We start from the raw sequence: 25,861 nt of genomic DNA on the forward strand, positions 1-25,861 counted from the left end.
CCAACTTCATTATCGCCTGCTTTCGCTGACGCCGTGTCAGTGGATGCGCATTATAGGCACTTCTTTTTTTTTGGCAAGTGAAAAACAGCAATTTATTAATCGTTCGAATAAGCTTTAATCATCTAATACACTAATTCTCTGATATTTATCAAGATTATATTTAGATAATTTTTCCATCAATTTTTCAACTTGTTGGTTACATAATGTGCTTAAGACAATATTGTCTGTTGAAGATTGTGCTGTAACACTCTTTAGATCAAATCGCTCATTAAGTAATGAATAAACTCGAGAAGCGATCGCATTTCCCGAATCAATAAAAGTCGTATTAGGGAAAAGTAGTTTAAGTTCATCTTTAATAAATGGATAATGAGTACAACCAAGCACAATTGTATCAGGAATGACTGGTAGATTGAGCCATGGCTGCATTAGCATCTCAAGTTGCTGCATATCAACATCAATGCCTTGTAATTTATTCTCTGCTATATAAGCTAATTCAGATAAACCAAGTAATTTAACATTACAATCAGGAGCAAACTCTTTAATTAAATTACTTGTATATGCTCTTTGAATTGTAGCTTTCGTCGCTAATAACCCAATACATTTATTTTTAGTAATTATGCTTGCAGGTTTAATTGCAGGTACAACACCGACAATAGGAAAAGAAAACTTTGAGCGTAAACTAGGTAAACAAATAGTACTTGCGGTATTACATGCAATGACGGCTAAATCAATTGAATATGATTCTATAATTGTATCTATTATATGACTTACTCGTTTAATTAAAAATTCAGAGGATTTGTCACCATAAGGAAACATCTCATTATCAAAGGCATAGATATACCGTAAATAGGGTATTTTATTGTAAATTTCATTATAAATAGATAACCCACCGATACCCGAATCAAAAACTAATACTGTTGGAGTTTTTTTTACAATATTCATATGCAGTTAACGAAGGTTAAAAAATTAATCGAGCCATATCCTAAATTGATTAAAATTTTATGCAAGCAATTTTGTTTAAGGTAGTACTGGCTTTTTACAGAATAAATCATTAAAATAGACGTCTAGATGGTAAAACTGCCAAACATAAGTATTTCATACGATTATATTTAGAGCATTGCTCTAAATAAGTTAAAGAAGGTAACACATGTCAGAATTTTTATTTACTTCAGAATCTGTATCAGAAGGTCATCCTGATAAAATAGCCGATCAAATATCTGATGCAGTTTTAGATGCTATCTTAGAGCAAGATCCTAAAGCTCGAGTGGCTTGTGAAACTTACGTAAAGACTGGTATGGCATTAGTTGGCGGAGAAATTACAACTTCTGCTTGGGTAGATATTGAAGAATTAACTAGAAAAACGATTAATGATATTGGTTATACCAGCTCAGAAATGGGGTTTGATGCTAATTCTTGTGCTGTTCTAAATGCTATTGGTAAACAATCACCAGATATTAATCAAGGTGTTGATAGGCAGAATCCATTGGAACAAGGTGCTGGTGACCAAGGTATCATGTTTGGTTATGCTACAAACGAAATGCCTAATTTAATGCCTGCAGCAATTAGTTATGCCCATGACCTTATGCAACGCCAAGCTGAAGTGAGAAAAAATGGCACCCTCCCGTGGTTAAGACCTGATGCAAAAAGCCAAGTTACTTTAATTTATCAAAACGGAAAAATCCAAGGTGTTGATACTGTGGTTTTATCAACCCAGCATTCAGAAGGTATTGAACAAAAAGCTCTACATGAAGCCGTCATGGAAGAAATCATTAAACCAACGTTACCGGCGGAATGGCTAACTTCTAGAACGAAATATTTTATCAATCCTACAGGACGTTTTGTAATTGGTGGACCTATGGGAGATTGTGGTTTAACCGGCCGAAAAATTATTGTTGATACCTATGGCGGTGCAGCACGTCATGGTGGTGGTGCGTTTTCTGGAAAAGATCCTTCAAAAGTAGACCGTTCCGCTGCCTACGCAGCAAGATATGTTGCTAAAAATATTGTTGCAGCGGGACTTGCTGATAAATGCGAGCTACAAGTTTCTTATGCAATTGGTGTTGCTAACCCAACATCGATTTATGTCAATACTTTCGGTACTGAAAAAATTGAGCATAATAAAATTATATCTTTAATTAAAGAATTTTTTGATTTAAGACCTTACGGATTAATTCAAATGCTAGATCTCATCCAACCAATCTATCAAAAAACTGCAACTTACGGCCATTTTGGTCGAGATATATTCCCTTGGGAAAAAACAGATAAAGCAGCCATTCTTAGAGATGCAGCAGGATTATAAACGAATTCCAATTTATCTCCATAATCAAGTATTGGCTTGTTTAAGAACTCACTTAACTCAAGCCAATAATATATTAAATACTAATTATAAAGAACCCAAAGTCAGTTATAAACCTAAAGGTAGTGTTGCTGGATGCGCTTTTTTAACTCGCTGGGAAATTCAACTCAATAGCATAATGCTTAATGAGAATGGAGAAAAATTTATTAATGAAGTTGTTCCTCATGAATTAGCACATCTCATTACCTTTCAAAAATTTGGAAAAGTAAAACCTCATGGACAAGAATGGCAATATATCATGTCTGAAATAATGAAAAAGGAACCTAAAGTTACTCATAATTTTAATATTAAACTTAACGAATATGTCTATATTTGTAATTGCCAAGAACATTATTTATCACCAATACGACATAACAAAATTCGAAAGAATAAAACTAGTTATCAATGCCGTAAATGCGGTACTATACTAAAACTAAAAATATCTATTTAATTTTGAAGTAAAACATGCCTAATTTTGATACACATTTTTACAAAAGTTCCACAATTATTGTGATTTTAAGCTTTTTTTTATATATAGCAGGTAACTTTTTCATTCCATTGTATGGAAAATTGACTGTTAGCTTGGTCGAACATTTACAGTCTCTTTTCTTATTATTTATGTGCTGTTACACATATTTATATGCTAAAAAGGTCAAGAATCATGTAAATCTTTACAAATTTTGGGTTTGGACAATTTTCTGGTGGTTTATGCTTTTTGGCAGAGGAATCAGCTGGGGGCGTGACTTTTTCCCTGAGGTACCCCGTTTCTACTATAAAATAATTGCTGGTATCTTAATTGGAATACCTTTTTTAACAATATTTTTACCGACAATCCGTCAAGAGATAGTTCGCCGTTATAAATTTGAAAAAATTCCTGTCTGGCACATCTTTTTTGCTTTCCTCTTTCTAGGAATTGCTGATATTGCTGAACATCATCGTATTGGTCATCAATTTTTAATCCTAAGCAACGAAAGAAAAGATCTTATTGAAGAGTTAATGGAAATACCTTGTCTTTTAAGTCTTGCATTAATAACTATTTATATGCAAAAAAATGAACAAGAGAGGTTAAACAAGCCATGTTAAGCTATCGTCATAGCTATCACGCGGGAAATCATGCAGATGTGTTAAAACACATTGTATTGACGTTATGTATTAATGCATTGAAAGAAAAAGAAAAGCCTTTTTTATATTTAGATACACATTCTGGCGCTGGTCGCTATTTACTACAAAGTGAACATGCTGAAAAGACTGGAGAATTTTTATCAGGAATCAATTTAATTTGGCAACAATCTGATACGCCAGAACTACTTAACACCTATTTATCTGTTCTGAAGCGTTATAATCCTTTCGATAATTTAAAATATTATCTAGGCTCACCTTTAATTGCTAAGCAATTACTAAGAGAGCAAGACAAACTTAATCTTACTGAACTTCACCCAACTGACTATTCCTTATTAAGACAAGAATTTAGTAAAGATAAGCGAGCTAAAGTATTTAAAGAAGATGGATTTGCACAACTCAAATCAAAATTACCCCCTGAATCACGACGTGGTATTATTTTGATAGATCCATCATATGAGATAAAAGATGATTATCAAAAAATCCCAAAAGCATTAATTGAAGCATATAAACGTTTTGCAACCGGGGTTTATTTAATTTGGTATCCAGTTGTCTCTAGAACTCAAACACAAAAGATGATTGAGCAAATTATTAATTCAGGTATTAAAAGAATTTCACAATTCGAATTGGCAGTAAAACCCGATAATAATCAGAAGGGAATGACAGCTTCAGGTATGATTGTGATTAATCCACCTTGGAAGTTAAATGAGCAAATGCAAACAATTATGCCTTGGTTAAAAAACATTCTTGATACAGAGAAAACAGGAAATTATCTTATCAAAGAACTTGTTAGTGAATAATTTAAGCTATTTTTAAGTTAAAAATGCGAGATTTTCTCGCATTTTTTATTAAAACTTCAAAAATCTCTATTAAGGGAAGAAATGGCAAGCAAAGAGATAAATCCATAATATTAAAGTCAAAAGTAATGAAAGAAAAACAGCCGCGGAGCCATAATCCTTTGCTCGACCAGATAATTCATGTCGCTCACTTCCAATTCTATCAACCACACATTCAATGGCACTATTAATGAGTTCAACTATCATCACAAAGCCTATTGAACCAACTAATAAAATTCGCTCATAAATAGAAAAATCAATAAGCATTACAATAACATAAGCAAGAATTAACAAAATTAATTCTTGTCGGAACGCTGCTTCATTTATGATAGCTGATTTAAATCCCTTTAATGAGTACTTCGTCGCATTAATAATACGTTGTAGTCCTGTTGCTTTTTTCACAATAACTTCCCAAATTTAAAATTATCTTACATAGCCATAATTCATCAGACGCTGGAACCTTCTTTCAAGAAGCACAGGCAACTCAAAACTACCTAATTCATCAAGATCAGATAATAATTGCTTTTTAAGTGAGGCTGCAACAGCACTATAATCTCGATGAGCGCCACCTAAAGGTTCAGGGATAACTGCATCAATAAGTTTTAGTTTTATCAATTTATCTGCAGTCATATTCATTGCTTCAGCCGCCACTGGTGCTTTATCTGCGCTCTTCCAAAGAATAGACGCACAACCTTCAGGAGAAATAACAGAATAAGTGCTATATTGGAGCATATTAACTTTATCGGCCACACCTATTGCAAGTGCTCCACCAGAACCACCTTCACCAATAACAGTACAAATTGTTGGTACATTTAAACGAGACATTTCACGTAAATTACGAGCAATCGCTTCAGCTTGTCCCCTTTCCTCTGCTCCAATACCAGGATAAGCACCTGGTGTATCAATAAAGGTAATGATAGGTAATTTAAATCGCTCAGCCATTTGCATTAATCTCAATGCTTTACGATAACCTTCAGGAGCAGGCATACCAAAATTACGATAAATTTTTTGTTTAGTTTCACGACCTTTTTGGTGACCAATAACCATAACAGGTCGGTCATCAATACGAGCTATTCCACCAACAATTGCTTTGTCATCTGCGTAAGCTCTATCACCGGCCAGCTCATCAAAGTCGGTAAAAATTTCATTAATATAGTCCAATGTATAAGGGCGATTAGGATGTCGGGCTAATTGAGCTACATCCCAAGGTGATAAATTTGAAAATATCTTCTTAGTCAACTCACGACTTTTTTGATTCAACTGTTTAATTTCTTTATCTAAATTGATATCCAATTCAACTTGTTGCGAATCAATATTCTTTAAGGAATTAATTTTTGCTTCTAATTCCGCTATCGGCTTTTCAAATTCCAAAAAATTATTCATAACGCTTATGATTGCCTCTTGTATTAATTGTATTTAGTTAAAATACATTACTAAATTTAGTATACTGACTATTTATTAAAATAAAATTAAGTCAATTTTACTATGTAATAATCATTGAAGTCACCAATATTTATTATTAATGAACATCAACATTCCAAATGGCACAGCTAGCTTTTAATAGGTTAACTGCAACCATTAAATAAAAAATCTGTTATTTAATTAATCAAATTCAAAGTCCACTCGCTCATTTCCTAATAAAGTTTTCAACTCTATTATTAGCGCATCTTCAGGCACAATCCGCCAAGTTGTACCAAATTGAAGACGTACCACAGAATCTTCTCTATGATAATAGAGATTAATCGGGACGCTACCATGTCGATAAGGTTCTATAATTTGTTGTAATCGCTGTAAAATTGGACGGTTAACTTCAGCGTCAGATAAGGTTAAAGATAATCCTTTAACATACTTAGCCCTAGCATCTTTTAAGTCGACAATATCGCGAACCGACATCTTAAATCCGCCATTAAAATCATCATGACTAACTTGACCTGAAACGATTAAAATTTTATCTTTCACTAACAAATGACCAAACTTTTCCAATGCGTCAGAAAAAAGCAAGCCATCAATTCGTCCAGATCTATCGTCTAAAGTGAATAATCCAATCTTATTACCTTTTTTAGTTATTCGAACTCTAGCATCAACAACAATACCGGCAAATGTTGCCATTTTCCCCCATCCAGTTGGAGCCGCTTCACTTATTCTAACTCCACCAGAATATCGATTAAGTTCTTTTAAATATTGCGTAACTGGATGGCCGGTTAAATATAAACCTAAGGCTTCTCGTTCACCTTCAAGTAATACTTGTTCGGGTAATTCAGGAACAGCAGCATAAGCATTTTCAACTTGTTCTGGCTCCTCAGCTAATACACCAAACATATCTTCTTGCCCAATGGTTTGAGCTCTAGCATACTGATCTGCTGCTTGCATGGCGTCATTGATACTATGCAAAATAGCCGCTCTATGAGGACCTAATTTATCAAAAGCCCCAGCCATAGTTAATTTCTCTAACACGCGCCGATTGATTTTCTTCATATCTGTTCGAGCACAAAGCTCAAAGATATTTTTAAAATAACCACCACTATTACGTGCTTCGACAATAGCCTCAATTGGGCCCTCACCAACGCCTTTTATTGCACCAATACCATATACAATTTCGCCTTTATCATTCACATGGAAATGATAAAGACCACTGTTAATATCAGGAGGATTTACTTGCAGCCCCATTCTTAAACACTCATCAACAAGACCCACAATTTTATCTGTATTATCCATATCAGCAGTCATTACGGCTGCCATAAATTCGGCTGGGTAATGCGTTTTCAACCATAATGTTTGATATGAAACAAGTGCATAAGCAGCTGAGTGAGATTTATTAAAACCATATCCGGCAAACTTCTCAACCAAATCAAAGATATGCATGGAAAGTTCACCATCAACACCTTGTTTCTCAGCGCCTTCTTTGAAGACCGAACGCTGTTTGGCCATCTCTTCTGGTTTTTTCTTACCCATTGCTCTTCGAAGCAAATCGGCGCCACCAAGTGTATAACCCGATAGCGTCTGAGCAATCTGCATAACTTGTTCTTGATATAGGATGATACCATAGGTCGGTTCTAAAATTGGTTTAAGTGATTCATGCTGATGATTTATATCAGGATATGATACCTCCTCCCGACCATGTTTACGGTCAATAAAATTATCTACCATGCCTGATTGCAACGGACCTGGTCGAAATAGCGCAACTAAAGCGATCATATCTTCAAAACAGTCAGGTTTTAAACGTCTGATCAAGTCTTTCATTCCGCGCGATTCCAGTTGGAATACAGCTGTTGTCTCAGCTTTTAATAATAATTGGAACGATTCTTCATCATCAAGTGGTATGCGAGTAATATCAACTGGTGGTTTTCCATCTTTTAATCGGCGCTCATTAATCATTTTAATAGCCCAATCAATAATGGTTAAGGTCCGTAACCCTAAAAAGTCAAATTTAACAAGCCCTGCGTATTCAACGTCATTTTTATCAAATTGTGTTACTGGGTGATGACCTTCGGGATCGCAATAAATAGGAGAAAAATCGGTAATCTTAGTCGGAGATATTACTACACCACCGGCATGTTTACCTGCATTTCGAGTTACCCCTTCTAATTGTCTGGCGATATCAATGAGAGACTTAACTTCTTCGTTGTTATCATAAAGCTCTTGAAGTTGAGGCTCAACTTCAAATGCTTTAGCTAATGTCATACCCGGATCAAGTGGAATTAATTTTGAAATACGATCAACAAATCCATAAGGATGACCAAGAACTCGTCCTACATCGCGAATAACTGCTTTAGCAGCCATTGTACCAAATGTAATAATTTGAGATACTGCATCGCGACCATACATATCAGCAACGTGATCAATAACCATATCACGCTTTTCCATACAAAAATCAACATCGAAATCCGGCATTGAAACCCGTTCTGGATTTAGAAAACGTTCAAAAAGTAGGTCAAATGCTAATGGATCTAAATCAGTTATCTTTAGAGCATAAGCAACTAAAGAACCGGCTCCTGAACCACGTCCTGGGCCAACAGGAATATCATTATCTTTTGACCATTGAATAAACTCCATGACGATCAAAAAGTACCCAGGAAAGCCCATTTGGTTTATTACGTTCAATTCAGTTTCTAACCGCTCATCATACTCAGGACGTCGCTGTTTTCGAACTTCTGGATCAGGAAAAAGAAACTCAAGCCGCTCTTCTAAACCTTCACGTGATTTATGCACCAAAAAATCTTCGGTTGACATATCACCCGTAGGAAACTGTGGTAAAAAATATTCGCCGAGTCGAATAGTCACATTACATCGTTTAGCTATTTCAACACTATTTTCCAACGCCTCTGGAATATCGGAAAACAATTTGCACATTTCTTGTTCCGATCGTAAGTATTGCTCGGATGAATAGTTTTTCGGTCTACTTGGATCTTCAAGTGTATTACCATCGTGGATAGCTACTCGAATTTCATGCGCTTCAAAATCAGAAGATGATAAGAAGCGTACATCATTAGTCGCCACAACCGGTAAGGAATATTGTTCAGCGAGTTTAATTGCGCTATGAATAAATAACTCTTCATTGGCGCGATTTGTACGGACTAATTCAAAATAGAAATGTTGATTAAAATTTTCTAAATAGTAAGTGATCGCCTCATCAATAATCGCTTGATTATCGCGAATAACACCAATACCAATATCACTTTCACGACCAGCTAATATGATTAAACCATCTCGATGGATAGTTAGCCATTCTTGATCAACAACAGGCATATCACCAATATAGCCTCGTTGATAAGCTTTTGAAATTAATAAGGTAAGATTTTGATAGCCTGTATTATTAGCGGCTAATATTGTTAATCGATAAATATCATCACTTAGTTGTGAACTTTTAATTGCTAAGTCAGCACCAATAATGGGTTTAATGCCTTTTCCCATGGCTGATCCATAGAACTTAACTAGTCCACAGAGATTGGTAAAATCAGTAATTGCAAAAGCAGGCATTTGCAATTTACTTACTTCATTGACTAAAGCACCTACTTTAGCGATACCATCAACCATTGAAAAATCGCTATGCAAATGAAGATGAATAAACTTAGGTTCGGTCATATTTACCAAAAGTAATTACACAAAAAATTAGCCACAATTATAGCACAAACCAGACGAATATTCTTATTGCTTTATTTATCAAAAAATCGACTAATAAAACAATAAATAAAACTTCCGTTATAAAGAACGGAAGTTAATCAAATTAGTCTTAAAAATTATAAAAAGTTATTTGCGCCGTAAACCTTCAGCATTAGCTGCTTTTATCGCAGCAAATACTGTTTCTGGAGAAATTTCTGCAGGAGAATTATGAATTGATTCACCTTCAGCACAAGCTAAAATTGCCACTTGCATCAAATCATCATCGCTAACATTAGCTAATCCAATTTCTGCTAGCGTAGTTGGCAATCCAACTGACTCACAAAAATGATAAACAGTCTCGATCATTTCAGGATCGCTATCGATTAGCATTAACATAGCAAGCGTACCAAATGCTACTTTTTCACCATGCCAATAATTATGCGTTGCTTCTAATGCTGTAAATCCATTATGAATGGCATGGGCAGCTGAAAGCCCACCGCTTTCAAACCCCAATCCGGAAAGAAGTGTATTAGCTTCAATTACATGTTCTAGGGCTGGGGTTACGACTTTTTGTTCACAAGAATTTTTAGCCTGAACACCATAGTTAAGTAATATTTCAAAACAAAATTTTGCTAACGCAAATGCAGTCATTGGACCTGGTCGTCCAGTCATATTCCCAGCTTTTGATTGCCTACAATCTTCGGCCTCAAACCATGTTGCTAAAGCATCTCCCATACCGGCAACTAAAAATCTTACAGGAGCATTAGCGATAACTTTTGAATCAACTAATACTACATCAGGATTTCTAGGTAACACAAAATATCTTTTAAATTCACCAGTTGGCGTATAAATTACTGATAAAGCACTACAAGGCGCATCTGTAGAGGCAAGCGTAGGGACCACAACACAAGGGTAGTTAATAGTTGCTGCAACCGCTTTCGCTGTATCAATAACCTTCCCCCCACCTATACCCACAATCACATCAATATTTTGAGATTTAGCTAACTCAATTATCCTTGCAATCTCTTCATCGCTACATTCTCGATTAAAAATATCGACGATACTTTCAATATTACCTGATAGTGATTTTTCGATAGTTTTAGATAAGTTTTTATGTGCAGATGGACTTTCAAGTAATAATGCTTTTTTTCCAAGCCTTGCTAACTCTTGGCCTAGGCTATTTTCAATTGCATTAAAACCTTGAATGTAACGATTTGGAAAAAGTGCAGTAGTAATCATAATAACAGCTCCTAAAAAATAAAAAATCCTGCATAGATAAATCTTATTATTTTAAGAAATATTTCTATCTATATTATTAGATTAAAACATACGCTTTTATTATTAATATACTACTAAATATTTTAAAAAATGAGGTGTATGCCACATTTTTTATTGTGAAATGTATTATTGAAAAATGAAAAAAGGAAATAGTTACTTCCCATCACCAAATCGTGATGGGAAAAATGGAGATTAAATCTTCTTGAATAAGACTGAACCGTTAGTACCACCAAAGCCAAATGAATTACAAAGAGCATATTCTAAGTTTTTCACTTGACGAGCTGTGTGTGGAACATAATCAAGATCACATCCCTCATCAGGATTATCTAAATTAATTGTTGGAGGAACAGCCTGATCACGTAATGCAAGTACAGTAAAAATAGACTCAACCGCACCAGCTGCACCTAATAAGTGCCCAATCATTGATTTAGTTGAACTTACCATTACTTTGTTGGCATTTTCTTTAAAAATGCTTTTAACTGCTTGAGTCTCAGCTTTGTCGCCAGCAGGAGTTGATGTACCATGAGCATTAATATAACCAATATGTTCAGGTGTTATTCCTGCATCACGAATCGCACATTTCATAGCTAATGCCGCTCCGCTTCCATCCGCTGGAGGTGAAGTCATATGATAAGCATCACCACTCATACCAAAACCAACTACTTCAGCATAAATCTTAGCACCACGCTTTTTAGCATGTTCATATTCTTCTAGGAACATGATACCTGCACCGTCACCAAGCACAAAACCATCACGATCTTTATCCCATGGTCGACTTGCAGCTTTTGGGTTGTCGTTATTCGTTGACAAGGCACGCGCAGCCCCAAAACCACCGATACCAAGAGGAGTACTCGCTTTTTCACCACCACCGGCTAACATCGCATCGGCATCACCATATGCAATCATACGCGCTGCATGACCAATATTATGTACGCCAGAAGAACAAGCGGTAGCAATAGTAATACTTGGACCTTTTAATCCGTAAATAATTGATAAGTGACCAGCGATCATATTTACTATAGTTGATGGTACAAAGAAAGGACTAATTTTACGTGGTCCACCATTAACTAATGCACTATGATTTTCTTCAATTAATCCTAGTCCACCAATACCTGAACCGATAGCACAACCGATTCGCTCTGCATTTTCTTCCGTAATTTCAATACCCGCATCTTGCATTGCTTGCATACCTGCTGCAATACCGTATTGGATGAAATAATCCATTTTACGAGCATCTTTACGTGAAATATTATAATCTTCGCCATCAAAGTTTTTAACCATCGCTGCGAAGCGGGTTGCAAAAGGGGCTGTATCAAAGTGTTCTATAAGTTCTACACCACTTTGACCTGCTAATAAAGCTTGCCAAGTAGAATCAACTGTATTACCTACTGGAGATATCATGCCCATTCCAGTAACAACAACTCTGCGTTTAGACACATTGTCCTCCAGAAAAGGATTGAAATGAAATTTGAATCATTGAAAATTTTTTATGAGTTTTCAAAATAAAATTGGAATCCACTCTATAAAAATAGAGATATAAATACAAACTAGGCGATCATTTGACCGCCTATTATGAAAACTCTGCTAACCTTATTGATTTGCAGTAATATAATCAATTGCTGATTGTACAGTTGTAATTTTTTCAGCTTCTTCATCAGGAATTTCAGTATCAAATTCTTCTTCTAAAGCCATAACTAATTCAACTGTATCAAGAGAGTCAGCGCCAAGATCTTCAACGAAAGAAGATTCATTTTTAACTTCATCCTCTTTAACACCAAGTTGCTCAACAATAATTTTCTTAACTCGCTCTTCAATAGTGCTCATACTCTTTTTTTTCCTATAAATATCGCCGAAAGTGGCGGTGAATGTAAGTTTATAAAATGTTGAAAAAGATGCCAATCATTTTTCAACCCAATTGCTTATTTTTTGTTCAAAACGTGAAATTATTGACTCATTTTACACTATTCTGATCAATTACACCATATACATGCCGCCATTGACATGTAAAGTTTCACCCGTAATATAAGATGCCTCATCAGAAGCAAGAAACGCGACTGCATTAGCAATTTCAGCGGGTTCACCTAAACGCCCTGCTGGCACTTGTGCTAATGTTAACGCCTTTTGTTCATCAGTCAATGCTTCTGTCATATCAGTTGCAATGAACCCTGGTGCTACCACATTAACCGTAATACCTCGAGATGCAACTTCACGAGCTAATGATTTACTAAACCCAATCAATCCAGCTTTTGCAGCCGCATAGTTAGCTTGGCCTGCATTACCCATAGTACCAACAACAGATCCTATAGTAATAATTCTACCATAACGTTTTTTCATCATAGTACGCATTAATGCTTTTGATAAGCGGAATACAGACGTTAAATTAGTATCTAAAATATCTTGCCACTCATCTTCTTTCATTCTCATTAATAAATTATCACGCGTGATACCTGCATTATTAACGAGAATATCAATATCACCAAATTCCGTTTTAATTGTATTAATAACTGATTCAATAGATCCTTCATCGGTCACATTTAGTGCTAAACCTTTACCTTTAGTGCCTAAATATTCACTTATGGCTTGAGCACCTTTTTCGGTTGTTGCAGTTCCAATAACGGTTGCGCCACAAGCAACTAATTTTTCTGCAATTGCCTTCCCGATCCCACGGCTTGCGCCAGTAACTAAAGCAATCTTTCCTGATAGGTTCATAACTACCCCTTTTACCTTCTATTTAGTATTTTCTATCGCAACATCTAATGATGCTTTATCATTAACAGCATAAGCCGATAATGAATCAACGATTCGTTTAGTTAAACCAGTTAAAACTTTGCCTGGTCCGATTTCAACTAACATTGTTACACCTTGTTTTGCCATATCCTCTACTGTTTCAGTCCAACGAACAGGGCTATATAGCTGAGCGATTAATGCTGTTTTGATTTTGTCTGCTGATGTTTCAACTTTAACATCAACATTATTAATTACTGCAAATTTAGGGGCATTGAATGTGATATTATTTAATGCTACCGCTAATTTATCAGCGGCTGGTTTCATCAAAGCACAATGTGAAGGCACGCTAACTGCCAGTGGTAATGCTCGTTTAGCACCAGCCTCTTTACACAGAGCACCTGCTCGTTCAACCGCTTCTTTATTACCCGCAATAACAACTTGACCTGGTGAATTAAAATTAACTGGTGCAACGACTTGGCCTTGAGCCGCTTCGTCACAAGCTTTACGGATCGAATCGTTATCTAAACCAATGATAGCAAACATTGCCCCTGTACCACTTGGTACAGCTTCTTGCATTAGTTTTCCACGTAGCTCAACTAATTTAATTGCATCTTTAAAATCAATTACGCCTGCACATACCAATGCTGAGTATTCGCCTAAACTATGGCCTGCCATAAATTCTGGTTGAGCGCCATTAATACTTTGCCAAACACGGTAAATAGCAACAGATGAAGCAAGTAATGCTGGTTGAGTTTGCCAAGTTTTATTTAATTCATCAGCAGGACCATCTTGCACTAAAGCCCATAAATCATAACCTAACACTTGTGAAGCTTCATCAAAAGTTGACTTCACAATTGGGTAGTTTTCAGCAAGATCTTTTAACATACCTACAGCTTGTGAGCCTTGTCCTGGAAATACCATTGCAAATTTGGTCATTTTGAAATCCTTGATTACTTAAAATAAGTTATAAATTAAAATTTAACGAGTGCAGAGCCCCAAACGAAACCACCGCCGAAAGCTTCTAACAATATTAACTGCCCTCGTTTAATACGGCCATCTCGCACACCTGCATCTAAAGCGCAAGGTACCGATGCAGCAGAAGTATTACCTTGTTTATCAAGCGTCACAATAACCTTACTCATATCCATATCAAGACGTTTAGCCGTAGCTGAAATAATTCGTAAATTAGCTTGATGAGGAACTAACCAATCTAAATCTGATTTATTAAATGCATTCTCGGATAATAGCTCATCGACTAAATTTGAAAGTTCTTTGACTGCAATTTTAAATACTTCATTGCCATGCATTGTCATATAAACTGGATCATTAAGTGAACGACGATCGACATATGGATATTTTAACAATTCACCATAACGACCATCAGCATGAAGATGAGAAGCAATAATTCCTGGTTCTTGTGAAGCACCCACTACAACAGCTCCTGCACCATCACCAAAAATAATAATTGTCCCGCGATCACTTGGATCAACACCACGAGTTAACATATCTGAGCCAACCACTAAGGCATATTTAATTGCACCACTCTTCACATATTTATCCGCAATATCAAGCGCATAAATAAATCCTGAACAAGCAGCTGATACATCAAATGCAATTACATCACCCAGATCCAATTTGGCCTGTAATTCAGTAGCTGAACTTGGAAAAGCATTAACCGATGTTGCTGTTGCAACAATAATCAAACCAATCTCTTGTTTATCGATTTTCGCCATTTCAATCGCATTAATCGCCGCTTCATAAGCCATACTAGTAACGGTTTCATCGGGTGCAGCAATGCGTCTTTCTTTAATACCAGTACGGGTAGTTATCCATTCATCACTAGTATCGACCATCTTTTCAAGATCGGCATTGGTTCTTATTTGTTTTGGAAGATAGCTTCCTGTTCCTAATATCTTTGTATACATCTAATTATTCGCTCTTAGGTAGTGCAGAAGAAAGACTATTGGCAATCTTCTCAGGTATATTCGTTTCGATAGCTAAAATAGCTTGCTCAATTGCTGCAAAAAATGATTTTTGATTGGCACTACCGTGACTTTTAATCACAATACTTTGAAGTCCAAGTAAACAGGCACCATTATATCGTCCAGGATCTAAATAACCAAAATTTTTTACTATTTTTCGTTGAAGCCATTTACTCAAAAATTTCATAATTAATGAGTTTTGCCCTAATAGCATTTTAAATGATGACATGAAAATTTTGATTAATCCTTCTACTGTTTTGAGCGTCACATTACCAACAAAACCATCACAAACAAGCACATCAGTTTTACCGGTCAACAGCTCATTGCCTTCTAAATAACCGATATAATTAATTTGATCATTGGCTTTCAAAATAGACGCCGCGGCACGAATTTTATCTAGCCCCTTAATATCTTCTTCACCAATATTAAGCAGAGCAACGCGCGGATTTTTAATATGAAGGACTGATTTTGCTAGTATTTCGCCCATTATGGCAAACTGTACTAGCATATCACTATCGCATTCTGCATTAGCACCTAAATCAAGCACAACAGTATTTTGGTTATTTAACGCAGGAATGGTGGCAACTAGTGCCGGGCGATCGATACCAGTTAAAGAATGCAACAACAGCTTAGATAGCCCCATCAACGCACCAGTATTACCGGAACTGACGCAAGCCTGAGCCTTACTACTTTTCACTAACTCTAATGCAATCCTCATTGAGGAACCTTGGCTATGCCTAATTGCATATGATGGTTTCATATCGTTAGCGATGATCGCAGTAGATTCAGTTAACATCAAACGACCATTTTCTTGATATTGAGTAACCAGCTTTGCATTTTCTTTAGACAAAAAAAAGCCAACTTCCTTTAAATCACCGACAAGAAAGATAGAAAGGTTTGGATAATGGTGTAATGCTTGAATTGCAGCAGGAACAACAATACGAGGACCGAAGTCCCCGCTCATAGCATCTAACGCAATGGTTAGATTATCCAAAATGTCACCTGAAGATTTCTAGTTACTAAATAATTATTTAGAAATCACTTTACGACCGCGATAATAACCATCAGCGGTTACGTGATGACGTAAATGTGTTTTACCTGATTCATCAACTGAGATATTAGCAACAGTTAATGCATCATGAGAACGACGCATACCACGTTTTGCACGAGTTTTACGATTCTGTTGAACAGCCATGGATTTACCCCTTATTCTTTAAACTAACTAAAATTGCAAATGGATTTGGTTTTTCATTCTCCGCTGGAATTTCACCAAATACCATATCTGCCTCTGACACTTCGCAGTGTTTACTATCATGCACCGGCGCAATTGGTAATGAGAGAATAATTTCGTCCTCAATTAACGCTAATATATCTACTTCACCAAACTCGTTAACTAAAACGGGTTCATAATGTTCCGGTAATGCCTCTGCTTGAGCATCGCTCTTAACAGGGCTGAATTTATTCATCACATGGACTTCAGTGATAAAAGGTTTAAAACAACGCTGACAAATCAACTCAAGCGTCATTTTTGCATCAATGGTGATAACGCAAAGTCTTTGTTCATCATAATCAAAAGATAGATGACATTCGATATCACTTTTTGGACTTTCAATCCTCGTTGCACTTTTTGCTGGATAATATCCAACATAATCAAGTCTTTTTTGTGCTGCTTTGATTGGGTCAATTGTTAATGGTAATTTATTTTGCATAAGATATGCATGTCTACCTTAAAAATTATTAAGTGCAGCTAAAAACCACACAAAGCCATAAGGCGCGCATATTACCTTTAAATCACTGTTTCGTCAATGGGTAAGCACAAGATAATTTGTTTTCATTATTAATTATTCCTTTAATATTTATCATTTTTATTTCCTGACATTAGTATTAGAAAAAAAAGTTGAGGAGCGGGGTTTTTTAATATCCAAAATCGTTATTTATTTGATCATTGAAATTCTATTCACTTAATAGAAATCGCTTTCCCAATTTCAAATTTAAAGCAAATTAATTATGATAGCCGCCCAAAACTGTCTTTTACTATGGCTTGAAAATCATCGAAATTTCGACTATTTAGTAACCGCTTAGTTGATCTTTCTTTAACAAAATTAACCACTAAATTATAGATTCGCATCGCATCTTCATATTCATCTTTACTGATTGCTAATAAGAAAATAACATGCGCAATCTCATTTTTATTCCATTCAATACCTTGAGGAGCCAAAATAGTTGTTACCACTGTCTTTTTAGCCAACAACCCTACTGAATGGGGAATAGCAATATTTTCACCAATTAAGGTGGATACAATATTCTCTCGCTCCACCACCGATGGATGAAAATCTGGTCCAACATATCCTGATTTCTCAAGGCGCTGACAAATTATCTGAAACAGTTCATTTTGTGTCATTGGCTTATCAATAATTAGGAAAAACTTTTCATTAAAAAAGCGCTCAATAATATATGGCATTGTGCGATCTACCATAGACAATCGCCCTAATTGTTCAAGTTGATAAGGTGTTGGAAATGGCGCTATTTTTACTATTTGCTTATCTTTTTCGGTCAAGCGAACGGTAGAGACAACAAAATCTTCCTCAATATGAGTTAACTGCTCGTATTCTCGATAAGAAAGCGTTCGTTTAATTAAAATATGAGGGAAATCTCGTTTAATCTTTGATTCAATCATACGCAAGGTGGCATTACCTAATTCACTAACGAGTAAAATTTGCACTAATCTTTCATATCCAGCACTATAGTTACGCTCTAATGCGACGCCTATATGAATTGCTAAATAACTAATTTCATCTTCAGTCATTTTAACATCAGTAAATTTATGAATATTCGCTAATGCTGATAAAGTAATATCATAGGCAAAAGGGTAATATTGCTTAATTTCATGTAGTAATGGATTGGAAGTATGAATTTTATACTTGATCCGAGATAGCATCGATGAAATATGGATTAACATATCTTGGCGAAGTTTCATGTCATCTTTCAAATTATAGTGATAAGAATCATTGATATAAGACAAGATATGTTCAAATAACTCTAGACTTTTAGCTTGATTAGGTGATTGCATAATAGTGCGCGACATAATCTGCACACATAAATAATTAAATTCAGCATCTGAAAGTGCACTGCCTAAAAAATAAGAAAAGCCTTCAGAGACCTCTCGTGCAGCTCCAATTACTGTAGAATCAATATGATCCACTTGATAGTCCAATAATTCATGACCTTGCGTAATTCTAGTTATCGAGACTGCACAACAATAGAGCAAATACCCTTGCCCTTCCGAAGTTAATTTCAATTCAAAACGTTCAAACTGGTCTTGTAATAGGCTTTCAAGATACTCTAAATCAATATCAGGCAATATTGCCTGTATTAAACGATTAACATTGATAGTATCGCCCGTTATATGGTGTTGCCATAAAATATCAGTTAAACAAGCTCGGATAGCTGATTCCTCTCCGACTAATCGCATACCAGAATAAGGACGATTATCGAGCGATAAATGGTATTTGTCTAAATACTGCTTAACTTCAATAACATCATTTTGCAATGTATTACGGCTTAAAAACCATTCACCAGCAATATCATCCAATTTTACAGATTTAGATTGTGTTAAAAATGCAATAAGTAAGGCGGAAACGCGTTCTTTATTAGTGCGAGGAACCCGTTCAATTTGCTGAACGATGGGTATTGTTGCATAAAGGTTAGAATCAACTATTACAAGGCGATAACCAATATTTTTAATATAATCAACCTGCGCACCATAAGTTTGTAACACATCATTTAAAGCAGAAATATCCGAACGAATAGTTCTTATCGATACTGAAAAACGATTTGCTAGCTCTTTTTGAGGTAGCAATTCATTTTTTATCGTATCAAAAATATAAGCTAATCGTTGATAAGGGAATAGCAATTTAGATGCCATTACTCATCCTGCTAATTTTTGCGTAATAGCTAAAAGTTGTTTAACATCTTCAGTTCTTGTCGCACCAGTTTCTTTATCAATAATTGACGTATAAATATGTGGAATCACTTTTTTTACACCTGCATCTAAAGCAATTTTCAAAATGGCTTCATAATTGTCTAAATCTATTCCCCCTGTAGGTTCTAAATAAAAATCAAATTCAGCACAGCATTTAGCTACATATTCATATTCATCTACATGTTTTAAACCACCCATAGGAAAATATTTTATAGAGCTCCCTCCCATATCTTTTAATAACGCAATAGCGGTTTCAACAGGTACGATTGCAGCGGGTGATTTTGAACTTAATGGTCCGGTTGCGATATTAACCAAGCCCACTTTACCTGTTGGTGACACAAGTCCATTGATCACGGTTTCTTTTTGCCCTAATAAAGCGCGACTAGTTCCTACTCCAGTAAAAACTTGATTGACATGTTGAGGCTGAAGAACGGCTGATATTTCAGACACCATGTTAGATTGATTTGGATCACCCGCGCCAAGGCCAACTGAAATTGCATTATCAATGGCTAAAGCATATTTTTTCATATCAGTAATTGCTTGCTCATTATCTGGATAATTTTTTGATAAGACGCCAACAACAACATAAGTTTGAGCAGCTTCATAAATAGCACGCGCATTATCAATTGAATTGGCTAGTACATTCAAACAGACTCGATCATTAAAATAATTTGGTGTTAATTGCATTATTTTACTCCTTGGATAATTTTTATAATTTTGTTATAGATAATATCAAGCTGTTCGGCAGTGACACTGCGAACATCTGCATCTACTTTGCCTTCATTGGCCTTATATTCCCTAAAATAGACTGCAACTTCACCTTGCTTCATCAGCTCAATCATTTCAATTGCGGTTTTACCAATAACTTTTGAATCAAATGATATTTCTGCTCGAGCAATATCGCGCCCTGCACCATCCCAAACAACTTTTGCCGATATGCCATCAATTGAATTTAATTTTTCAATAAATGGTGTCATTTTAGAAACCATTTCTTGTCCAGTTTCTTGTTTTGGATCATTAATATATAATTCAATAGCCTTTGTTAAACCTAAAATACCTTCTTTCCCCACTTTCATTGGTCTTCCAATACCTTGAGACTGAAGTTTAAGCCACTCAATTGCTTGATGACGACCAATGACTAATCCACTAGTCGGCCCTTCAATAGCTTTTGCACCACTATAGATAACTAAATCCGCACCTTGTTGATAATAGGCTTGTAAATCTTCTTCTGCAGCGGCATCAACAATTAAAGGAATATTATATTTTTTGGCAATCGTGGCGGTTTGAGCTACGGATAACATACTTTTTTGCACGCAATGGTGTGATTTAACATATAAAATAGCTGCAGTATCAGGATTAATTAGTGATTCAATATGCTCTGGTTTACACTCATTCGCATACCCCGCCTCAACGACAAGCCCACCACCCAAAGACACCATCGTACCGATAGGAGCACCAAAATTAACGTTATGTCCTTTGGGAACGATAATTTCACGAGGTACATATTTATCAGAACTATGGAGATTAAATAGCAAATCACGATCATCTTTAACAATTAAACCCGCGACAGCTTGCGCAATTCCAGCAGAAGCACATGACACAACTACAGCATTTTCTACATTAAGTAATTTAGCAATGTATTGGCCTGTTTTATCAACAAGATCTTTTATTTCAAAATATTCATTTAAGCCATGAGATACGGTATCTACCACTTCTGCTCTAGGGGTTGATACACCTAAAATAGTCATTCGCCCGGAAGCATTAATCACTTTTTTCAAATGGTATTTACTGTATATTTCTTTTTCAGTTTGAGATTCTGAGCTCATTTTCACTACCTTCTTGTATTATTTCAATAATATTATTAATGATAGAAGCCAAAGGAACAAACTGCTCATGACATTCACGCACATCACCTTCTGAATCAGTAAACAAAACAGTCTGCTTTCTTATATCAAAAATAGTCAAATCAGCATCATAGCCAATCGCTATTTCTCCTTTGTTTTTTAAATGTAATATTTGTGCCGCATTTTTCGTCACACTATCTATAATTCTAGTTTTGCTATAACCTAAACAAATAAATTTACTCATGACATTAGCCAAGCTAAATACTGGGCCTTGTAAGCGATTTTTAGAATAAATATCAGAACTGATAGTGTTAGGATAAACATCTAAACATTTAGCGCGCTCGGCAACAGCAAAACTAAAACTTTCACCGCCATGACCAATATCTAAAATGACGCCACGCTCAATAGCGCGTTTAATTGAATCTCGCAGATTATTTTGTTTATCGAATATTTGATTTGGTTTACCATTAAAACAGTGAGTAATAATGTCGCCTTTAGTTAATAAATCTGCAATTTCATCAAGTTCAGGAGGATTATTACCAACATGAATCATCAGTGGTAAACCAGTCTTTTTCTGCATCTCTTTCGCTTTGATTAATGGTAAAATACCATTGTCACCAACAACGCTACGGCTCATCCTAACTTTTATGCCAATAATAAAATAAGGATATTTAGCGAGTGATTTGTCAAATAACGCAACATCAACATCTTGCATATCAGCAAGCTCATTTTGCCTTATTAAGCCAATTTTTGAGATATTTAAAAAAGAATAAACATGAGTTTTAGCTTTCATAGCTAAATCATAAAACTCATCAATATCTAGGGCACCAACACTGCCGGCGTCAACAACTGTCGTCACCCCAGCCTTAACACCAATTAGATCGGGTTCATCATGATATATAGGTGAGCGCGCAAAGCAGTGAGTGTGAGAATCGATCCAACCAGCACTGATATAGTGTTGACTTTTTAGATCCAACACCAGTTCAGATGGGGCTGTTATATCCTTGCCAATTTCAACAATTTTGCCATGGTTAATAGCGATATCAGTTACTGAATCATTAATAAGTTTGGCATTTTTTATAATTAAGTCATACATAATTTAATCCAACCCCTCCACCATGTTATAAATAGAGGGGAACATGACGTTATATAATTGGGAAGATACCACCAAAGATCATGGCACCCAAGATTGCACCACCCGTAATAGGCTTTTTCCACACATAAAATAGTAGAGCACCAAGCAGTGAACCTATACCGATTGGAATAGAAGCAACCATAGCTGATAAAATAATCATTGGACCAAGAAATCTACCTGAAGCATTCCCCGCGCCCATCATGACATCAGCCCCAAAGGTTGAGCCACCGCCACTGTTAACGGTAAATTTACGTATCAGGATGATAATTAAGCCTATTGCTAAACCGAGAATTAAACCTGTTACTAATGCCACAAAAAAATTATCAATTGGCAATGTATAGCCACCAGCTAATAACAGCGCAGGTACCCCTAAACCAATACCGGTTTGTAGTGCACCGCCGATATCAAGGATACCAACTAGCGATCCTTCAATAACACGTGCAAATAAAAAGCTCGCCCCAAAAGCTGCTACAGCGCCATAGTCGCCCGTTGTCATTCCTGATTTAAGCATTGCAACAAAGGCAATTTCATTAAAAGCGCCAATACCATATACATAGAAAGTATGCGTCCCAGCAAAAATACCAGCAGAGAGTAATCCACAAAGAATAGGGAAAGACCAATCTGCATACCAAAAACTTTTATTAATGGTTGTTTGAGTATTCATAATGTGTTGTTCCCTATATTATTTAAACCAATAAGACAAACCATCTCGAAATGAATTTATCATCTTCATATCAAAACCACGGAAATATCCGCTCATGACAAATAAGATGATTACTGCAACAAGCATGATTTTCATTACCCGATTCCAACCACTGTCATCTACACCTTTGCCAATCAAAATTCCCAGAACTAATCCTGGCACTGCATTACCCATAATTAATTGGGCAAGGCCACCAAACAATGTCCCCCAAAAACCACTTCTTCGACCAGCATCTAAGGCAGCTAACCAGAAAATAACTGGCATCACTGTAGCCACAAGCAAATTCGCAGCTGGAACTAGGACTTTTGTTGCCGTAATTTTTAATGAATCAGGAATAACTGATGTCGTTGTATTTAAAAATAACACAACAATCACACCGATAAATGCGCAAGCAAACGCCATTTTCTTAGGATCATGTAGCGTTTGAGCTAAATTTCGGTTTTTTATCATCAATAATGCAGCACCCCAGTTTGGGATAATACGATGATCAACATCTTGCGTGAATGAACCCGCAGCAACTGATGAAGCCCATGCATTAAAAAAGAATCCTAAACCAAATGAAAAGTGAGCAGCTGGATCACCCTCACATGAATTGAGCTCACCTAGGGTACGAAATGCCCCCATACCTTGATAGGTTGGAGCATGAAACATTCGAGCGGCACCAGCTCCTACTCCAAATCCACACAGTCCACCAATTACAATAGACTTTAACGCTATAATTAGAATTTCCATGACTTTCCTTTTACGTTATTTAGAGATAAATTTAATATCGCTTAGATCGATAAACGTAACATTTACTGATACATCAAGAGTGATGTCATAAAATGCTTTTTTTCTAGGTAAAAAGATAAATAAAAAACGTTCTGTAGTTATCTTTTCTGTAGCAGAAACAACACTAATATCTAGGGGTTCAATTCGTAACATTACATTATTCGTATTTTTAAGCACCTGTTTCTGCACTTGGCTTAAGGCTATGGCAAATGCACGCTGCTTTGAATCCCCTTGCCCGGTTACTCTTACTTGTATCTGCTCAGTTTTTTTCATATTTCAAACCTATTTAAGAACGAGGGTATTTTTTTAAAAATGCTTGGGCGATACGCTGACCAAGCTCTACCGTATCCATAAAACCAAAACCAAGCACTTTACAACCATCATTAATGGCAGTTTCACCTTCTTCAATCGAACGCATACCATGTCGTTGTGAATAACCATACTTATTTTGGGCTGTTATCGCACCCGCGCCACCACTTCCACAAAACGAAAGCCCTAAATCCGCATTTTCTTGATTCATCACATCACCTAATTTCATATCGGCGGCCATACCTGGTATAACAATTGCGCGACATCCATCAATAGAATTGATTCCTTCTGCAATTTTTTGTCCTTTTCCCATTCTATCGCCGATTACGATGACTAATTCAGCCATAATTGTTCTCCTATTAATTATCGTTTTTTATATCTAGTAACTTGTTTAGTTGGCCATGGCCACCTCATAATGAACAGCCAATAAATAAACCTCTTCCATTGGAAGATTATTGAATAGTTCTACTGTTTTACGCGAAAGAGCTAAAGCTTGCTCTGATAATTCATCAAATATAGTGGGATCGACTTCGGGGAGTTTTTCTAAAGTTTTTGCTCTTTCTACCATCGCTTTAACATGTGATAACAGCATCGCTTTTTGCACATCATTTTGAGTGATTTGATGCTCAGCTAACCAATGATTAATGATTTTTATCGTTTGCTCAGTAACAACTTCGGGATCTAAATCATCTTCGACCATTCGGAATTGTGGCATAGTCATTATTATTCTCTTGTTTATTTATAAGATGACTTAGCCTAAATGAAATAACAATCAATGTGGAGAGAGACTTTTTCCTATTGCAAAAGGAAATTTATTGTCATGATGAGTGAGTTCTGTAACTAACAAGGATTGTCGTGTTGGACAAGTAATTGAGTAAATTGATTTTAAACTTAATCATTAAAAACGATTAAAAACGTCATTAACACCCTAAATTAATATTAAAAAACCCCGTTCCTCAACTTTTTTTATGGTGACCGGGTTTTTTATGTTAAAGCTGAATTTTGTGGAGAAGATATATAACCAAGATCGTTTTATTAAAAATTACCAGCTACCGGAGGCACCACCTCCACCGCTAGAACCTCCACCACCGCCGCTAAAGTCGCCGCTATTGCTAAAACCACCGCTAGAATCACCAAAATCGTCACTTCCTCCGTGACTATTTCCTCCTTCGCCAGCTCCAGGAGTTAAAAAGTTGCTAACCAGAAGGCTGAAAAAAAATACGACAAACATTATAACAAACAGAAAAAATGCTATCTCAAGTATATATTCCACATGCCAAAGAGTGTATCCAGCAACAGATAATGCGTTAAATAAACCAGTACGAAAACATTGTTTGGTTTTATCTTTACGATACAATAATTTGGCAAGTATAAAACAAATAACGAATGACACCAGCGCATAATAAGCAAAGTTTTCTGTAAATAACTGTTCAATCCTAAGGCCTTGTTCATTATCTTCACATTTCGGGGTAGGATTATCGATTTTTTGTTTTAGCACAGATAAGGCATTATCAATACCCTGATAATAGTTATTTTGTCGAAATTGTGGTGCTAATTGCTCACGAATAATTTTACTGGCCACTAAGTCGGTAATAGTTCCTTCAAGCCCATAACCAACCTCAATTCGCATGAGTTTATCGTCTTTTACAATAAGCAATAAAATACCATTGTCTTGTCCTTTTCGACCGATTTTCCATTGAATAAAGACTCTATCTGCGTATTGTTCTACCGTTTCATCAT

At 35.9% G+C, this 25,861-nt stretch carries 27 protein-coding genes; 4 read left to right on the forward strand and 23 right to left on the reverse strand.

The window, feature by feature from the left end; genetic code table 11:
* Window positions 1-114: 114 nt before the first annotated feature.
* The gene (gene murI / locus J3U27_RS11125) at window positions 115-942 is read right to left on the reverse strand and encodes a glutamate racemase (protein WP_267339296.1); all 828 of its coding nucleotides are present in this window, start codon (window positions 940-942) and stop codon (window positions 115-117) included.
* Window positions 943-1,147: 205 nt separating this feature from the next.
* Here murI and metK point away from each other — a divergent pair, with 205 nt between their 5' ends.
* Genes metK through J3U27_RS11145 form a run of 4 tightly spaced genes read left to right on the forward strand, consistent with a single transcriptional unit; the run spans window position 1,148 to window position 4,254 of the window.
* Window positions 1,148-2,299 carry a methionine adenosyltransferase gene (metK, locus tag J3U27_RS11130; RefSeq protein ID WP_267331127.1) on the forward strand — a complete coding sequence of 384 codons (1,152 nt, stop codon included), beginning with the start codon at window positions 1,148-1,150 and terminating at the stop codon, window positions 2,297-2,299.
* Entirely contained in the window at window positions 2,283-2,786 is a 504-nt protein-coding gene (locus J3U27_RS11135) for a SprT family zinc-dependent metalloprotease (protein WP_267337633.1), read from the forward strand. The genes metK and J3U27_RS11135 overlap by 17 nt, the downstream gene beginning before the upstream one ends.
* A 14-nt stretch (window positions 2,787-2,800) precedes the next feature.
* Entirely contained in the window at window positions 2,801-3,418 is a 618-nt protein-coding gene (locus J3U27_RS11140) for a hypothetical protein (RefSeq protein WP_267377464.1), read from the forward strand.
* Entirely contained in the window at window positions 3,412-4,254 is an 843-nt protein-coding gene (locus J3U27_RS11145) for a 23S rRNA (adenine(2030)-N(6))-methyltransferase RlmJ (protein WP_065735195.1), read from the forward strand. Before J3U27_RS11140 ends, J3U27_RS11145 begins: the two co-directional genes overlap by 7 nt.
* A 69-nt stretch (window positions 4,255-4,323) precedes the next feature.
* On the opposite strand, the gene J3U27_RS11150 is transcribed toward J3U27_RS11145, so the two are convergent.
* From J3U27_RS11150 to J3U27_RS11255, 22 genes are all read right to left on the reverse strand, one after another.
* Complete coding sequence (locus tag J3U27_RS11150) at window positions 4,324-4,695, reverse strand: diacylglycerol kinase (protein ID WP_081299430.1); 372 nt, start codon at window positions 4,693-4,695, stop codon at window positions 4,324-4,326.
* Window positions 4,696-4,713: 18 nt separating this feature from the next.
* Window positions 4,714-5,673: an acetyl-CoA carboxylase carboxyl transferase subunit alpha gene (gene accA / locus J3U27_RS11155; protein WP_267377466.1), complete on the reverse strand. Its 960-nt coding sequence runs from the start codon at window positions 5,671-5,673 to the stop codon at window positions 4,714-4,716.
* Between the two features lie 219 nt (window positions 5,674-5,892).
* A complete protein-coding gene (gene dnaE / locus J3U27_RS11160) occupies window positions 5,893-9,372 on the reverse strand; it encodes a DNA polymerase III subunit alpha (RefSeq protein ID WP_267331126.1) in 3,480 nt (1,159 codons plus the stop codon).
* Between the two features lie 165 nt (window positions 9,373-9,537).
* A complete protein-coding gene (locus J3U27_RS11165; RefSeq protein WP_065735197.1) occupies window positions 9,538-10,629 on the reverse strand; it encodes a glycerol dehydrogenase in 1,092 nt (363 codons plus the stop codon).
* Between the two features lie 231 nt (window positions 10,630-10,860).
* Window positions 10,861-12,105: a beta-ketoacyl-ACP synthase II gene (gene fabF, locus J3U27_RS11170; RefSeq protein ID WP_065561839.1), complete on the reverse strand. Its 1,245-nt coding sequence runs from the start codon at window positions 12,103-12,105 to the stop codon at window positions 10,861-10,863.
* 153 nt (window positions 12,106-12,258) lie between these two features.
* Window positions 12,259-12,492, reverse strand: a complete 234-nt coding sequence (gene acpP / locus J3U27_RS11175) for an acyl carrier protein (RefSeq protein WP_025316503.1) — start codon at window positions 12,490-12,492, stop codon at window positions 12,259-12,261.
* A 150-nt stretch (window positions 12,493-12,642) separates the two neighbouring features.
* Entirely contained in the window at window positions 12,643-13,377 is a 735-nt protein-coding gene (gene fabG, locus J3U27_RS11180; protein WP_065561837.1) for a 3-oxoacyl-ACP reductase FabG, read from the reverse strand.
* 18 nt (window positions 13,378-13,395) lie between these two features.
* The gene (fabD, locus tag J3U27_RS11185) at window positions 13,396-14,331 is read right to left on the reverse strand and encodes an ACP S-malonyltransferase (RefSeq protein WP_267331124.1); all 936 of its coding nucleotides are present in this window, start codon (window positions 14,329-14,331) and stop codon (window positions 13,396-13,398) included.
* Window positions 14,332-14,366: 35 nt separating this feature from the next.
* Window positions 14,367-15,320 carry a beta-ketoacyl-ACP synthase III gene (locus J3U27_RS11190; protein ID WP_065561835.1) on the reverse strand — a complete coding sequence of 318 codons (954 nt, stop codon included), beginning with the start codon at window positions 15,318-15,320 and terminating at the stop codon, window positions 14,367-14,369.
* Between the two features lie 4 nt (window positions 15,321-15,324).
* Window positions 15,325-16,371 (reverse strand): phosphate acyltransferase PlsX, encoded by a 1,047-nt coding sequence (plsX, locus tag J3U27_RS11195; protein WP_081303428.1) that lies wholly within the window; start codon window positions 16,369-16,371, stop codon window positions 15,325-15,327.
* A 33-nt stretch (window positions 16,372-16,404) separates the two neighbouring features.
* On the reverse strand, window positions 16,405-16,572 hold the full coding sequence (gene rpmF, locus J3U27_RS11200; protein WP_025316508.1) for a 50S ribosomal protein L32: 168 nt from the start codon (window positions 16,570-16,572) through the stop codon (window positions 16,405-16,407).
* 4 nt (window positions 16,573-16,576) lie between these two features.
* On the reverse strand, window positions 16,577-17,086 hold the full coding sequence (gene yceD, locus J3U27_RS11205) for a 23S rRNA accumulation protein YceD (protein WP_065561834.1): 510 nt from the start codon (window positions 17,084-17,086) through the stop codon (window positions 16,577-16,579).
* Between the two features lie 296 nt (window positions 17,087-17,382).
* Entirely contained in the window at window positions 17,383-19,302 is a 1,920-nt protein-coding gene (locus tag J3U27_RS11210) for a BglG family transcription antiterminator (protein ID WP_267377468.1), read from the reverse strand.
* 3 nt (window positions 19,303-19,305) lie between these two features.
* Window positions 19,306-20,046 carry a 2-dehydro-3-deoxy-phosphogluconate aldolase gene (gene dagF / locus J3U27_RS11215; protein WP_267331121.1) on the reverse strand — a complete coding sequence of 247 codons (741 nt, stop codon included), beginning with the start codon at window positions 20,044-20,046 and terminating at the stop codon, window positions 19,306-19,308.
* Complete coding sequence (locus tag J3U27_RS11220) at window positions 20,046-21,185, reverse strand: DgaE family pyridoxal phosphate-dependent ammonia lyase (RefSeq protein WP_267377469.1); 1,140 nt, start codon at window positions 21,183-21,185, stop codon at window positions 20,046-20,048. The genes dagF and J3U27_RS11220 overlap by 1 nt, the downstream gene beginning before the upstream one ends.
* Window positions 21,163-22,299, reverse strand: a complete 1,137-nt coding sequence (locus tag J3U27_RS11225; RefSeq protein ID WP_267377470.1) for an amidohydrolase/deacetylase family metallohydrolase — start codon at window positions 22,297-22,299, stop codon at window positions 21,163-21,165. Before J3U27_RS11225 ends, J3U27_RS11220 begins: the two co-directional genes overlap by 23 nt.
* A 49-nt stretch (window positions 22,300-22,348) precedes the next feature.
* A complete protein-coding gene (locus J3U27_RS11230; RefSeq protein ID WP_267377471.1) occupies window positions 22,349-23,002 on the reverse strand; it encodes a DUF4310 family protein in 654 nt (217 codons plus the stop codon).
* A gap of 18 nt (window positions 23,003-23,020) precedes the next feature.
* Window positions 23,021-23,773, reverse strand: a complete 753-nt coding sequence (locus tag J3U27_RS11235; protein ID WP_065735203.1) for a DUF4311 domain-containing protein — start codon at window positions 23,771-23,773, stop codon at window positions 23,021-23,023.
* A gap of 15 nt (window positions 23,774-23,788) precedes the next feature.
* Window positions 23,789-24,085 (reverse strand): DUF4312 family protein, encoded by a 297-nt coding sequence (locus J3U27_RS11240; protein WP_065561827.1) that lies wholly within the window; start codon window positions 24,083-24,085, stop codon window positions 23,789-23,791.
* 13 nt (window positions 24,086-24,098) lie between these two features.
* Window positions 24,099-24,467 carry an SFCGS family glycine-rich protein gene (locus J3U27_RS11245; protein ID WP_065735204.1) on the reverse strand — a complete coding sequence of 123 codons (369 nt, stop codon included), beginning with the start codon at window positions 24,465-24,467 and terminating at the stop codon, window positions 24,099-24,101.
* A 45-nt stretch (window positions 24,468-24,512) separates the two neighbouring features.
* Window positions 24,513-24,842: a PRD domain-containing protein gene (locus J3U27_RS11250; protein WP_065561825.1), complete on the reverse strand. Its 330-nt coding sequence runs from the start codon at window positions 24,840-24,842 to the stop codon at window positions 24,513-24,515.
* Between the two features lie 321 nt (window positions 24,843-25,163).
* Window positions 25,164-25,861 (reverse strand): TPM domain-containing protein (locus tag J3U27_RS11255; RefSeq protein ID WP_267377472.1); only part of this gene is annotated, 698 nt, incomplete at its 5' end.

Source organism: Gilliamella sp. B2911 (assembly GCF_026536965.1).
Lineage (GTDB): Bacteria > Pseudomonadota > Gammaproteobacteria > Enterobacterales > Orbaceae > Gilliamella > Gilliamella apicola_E.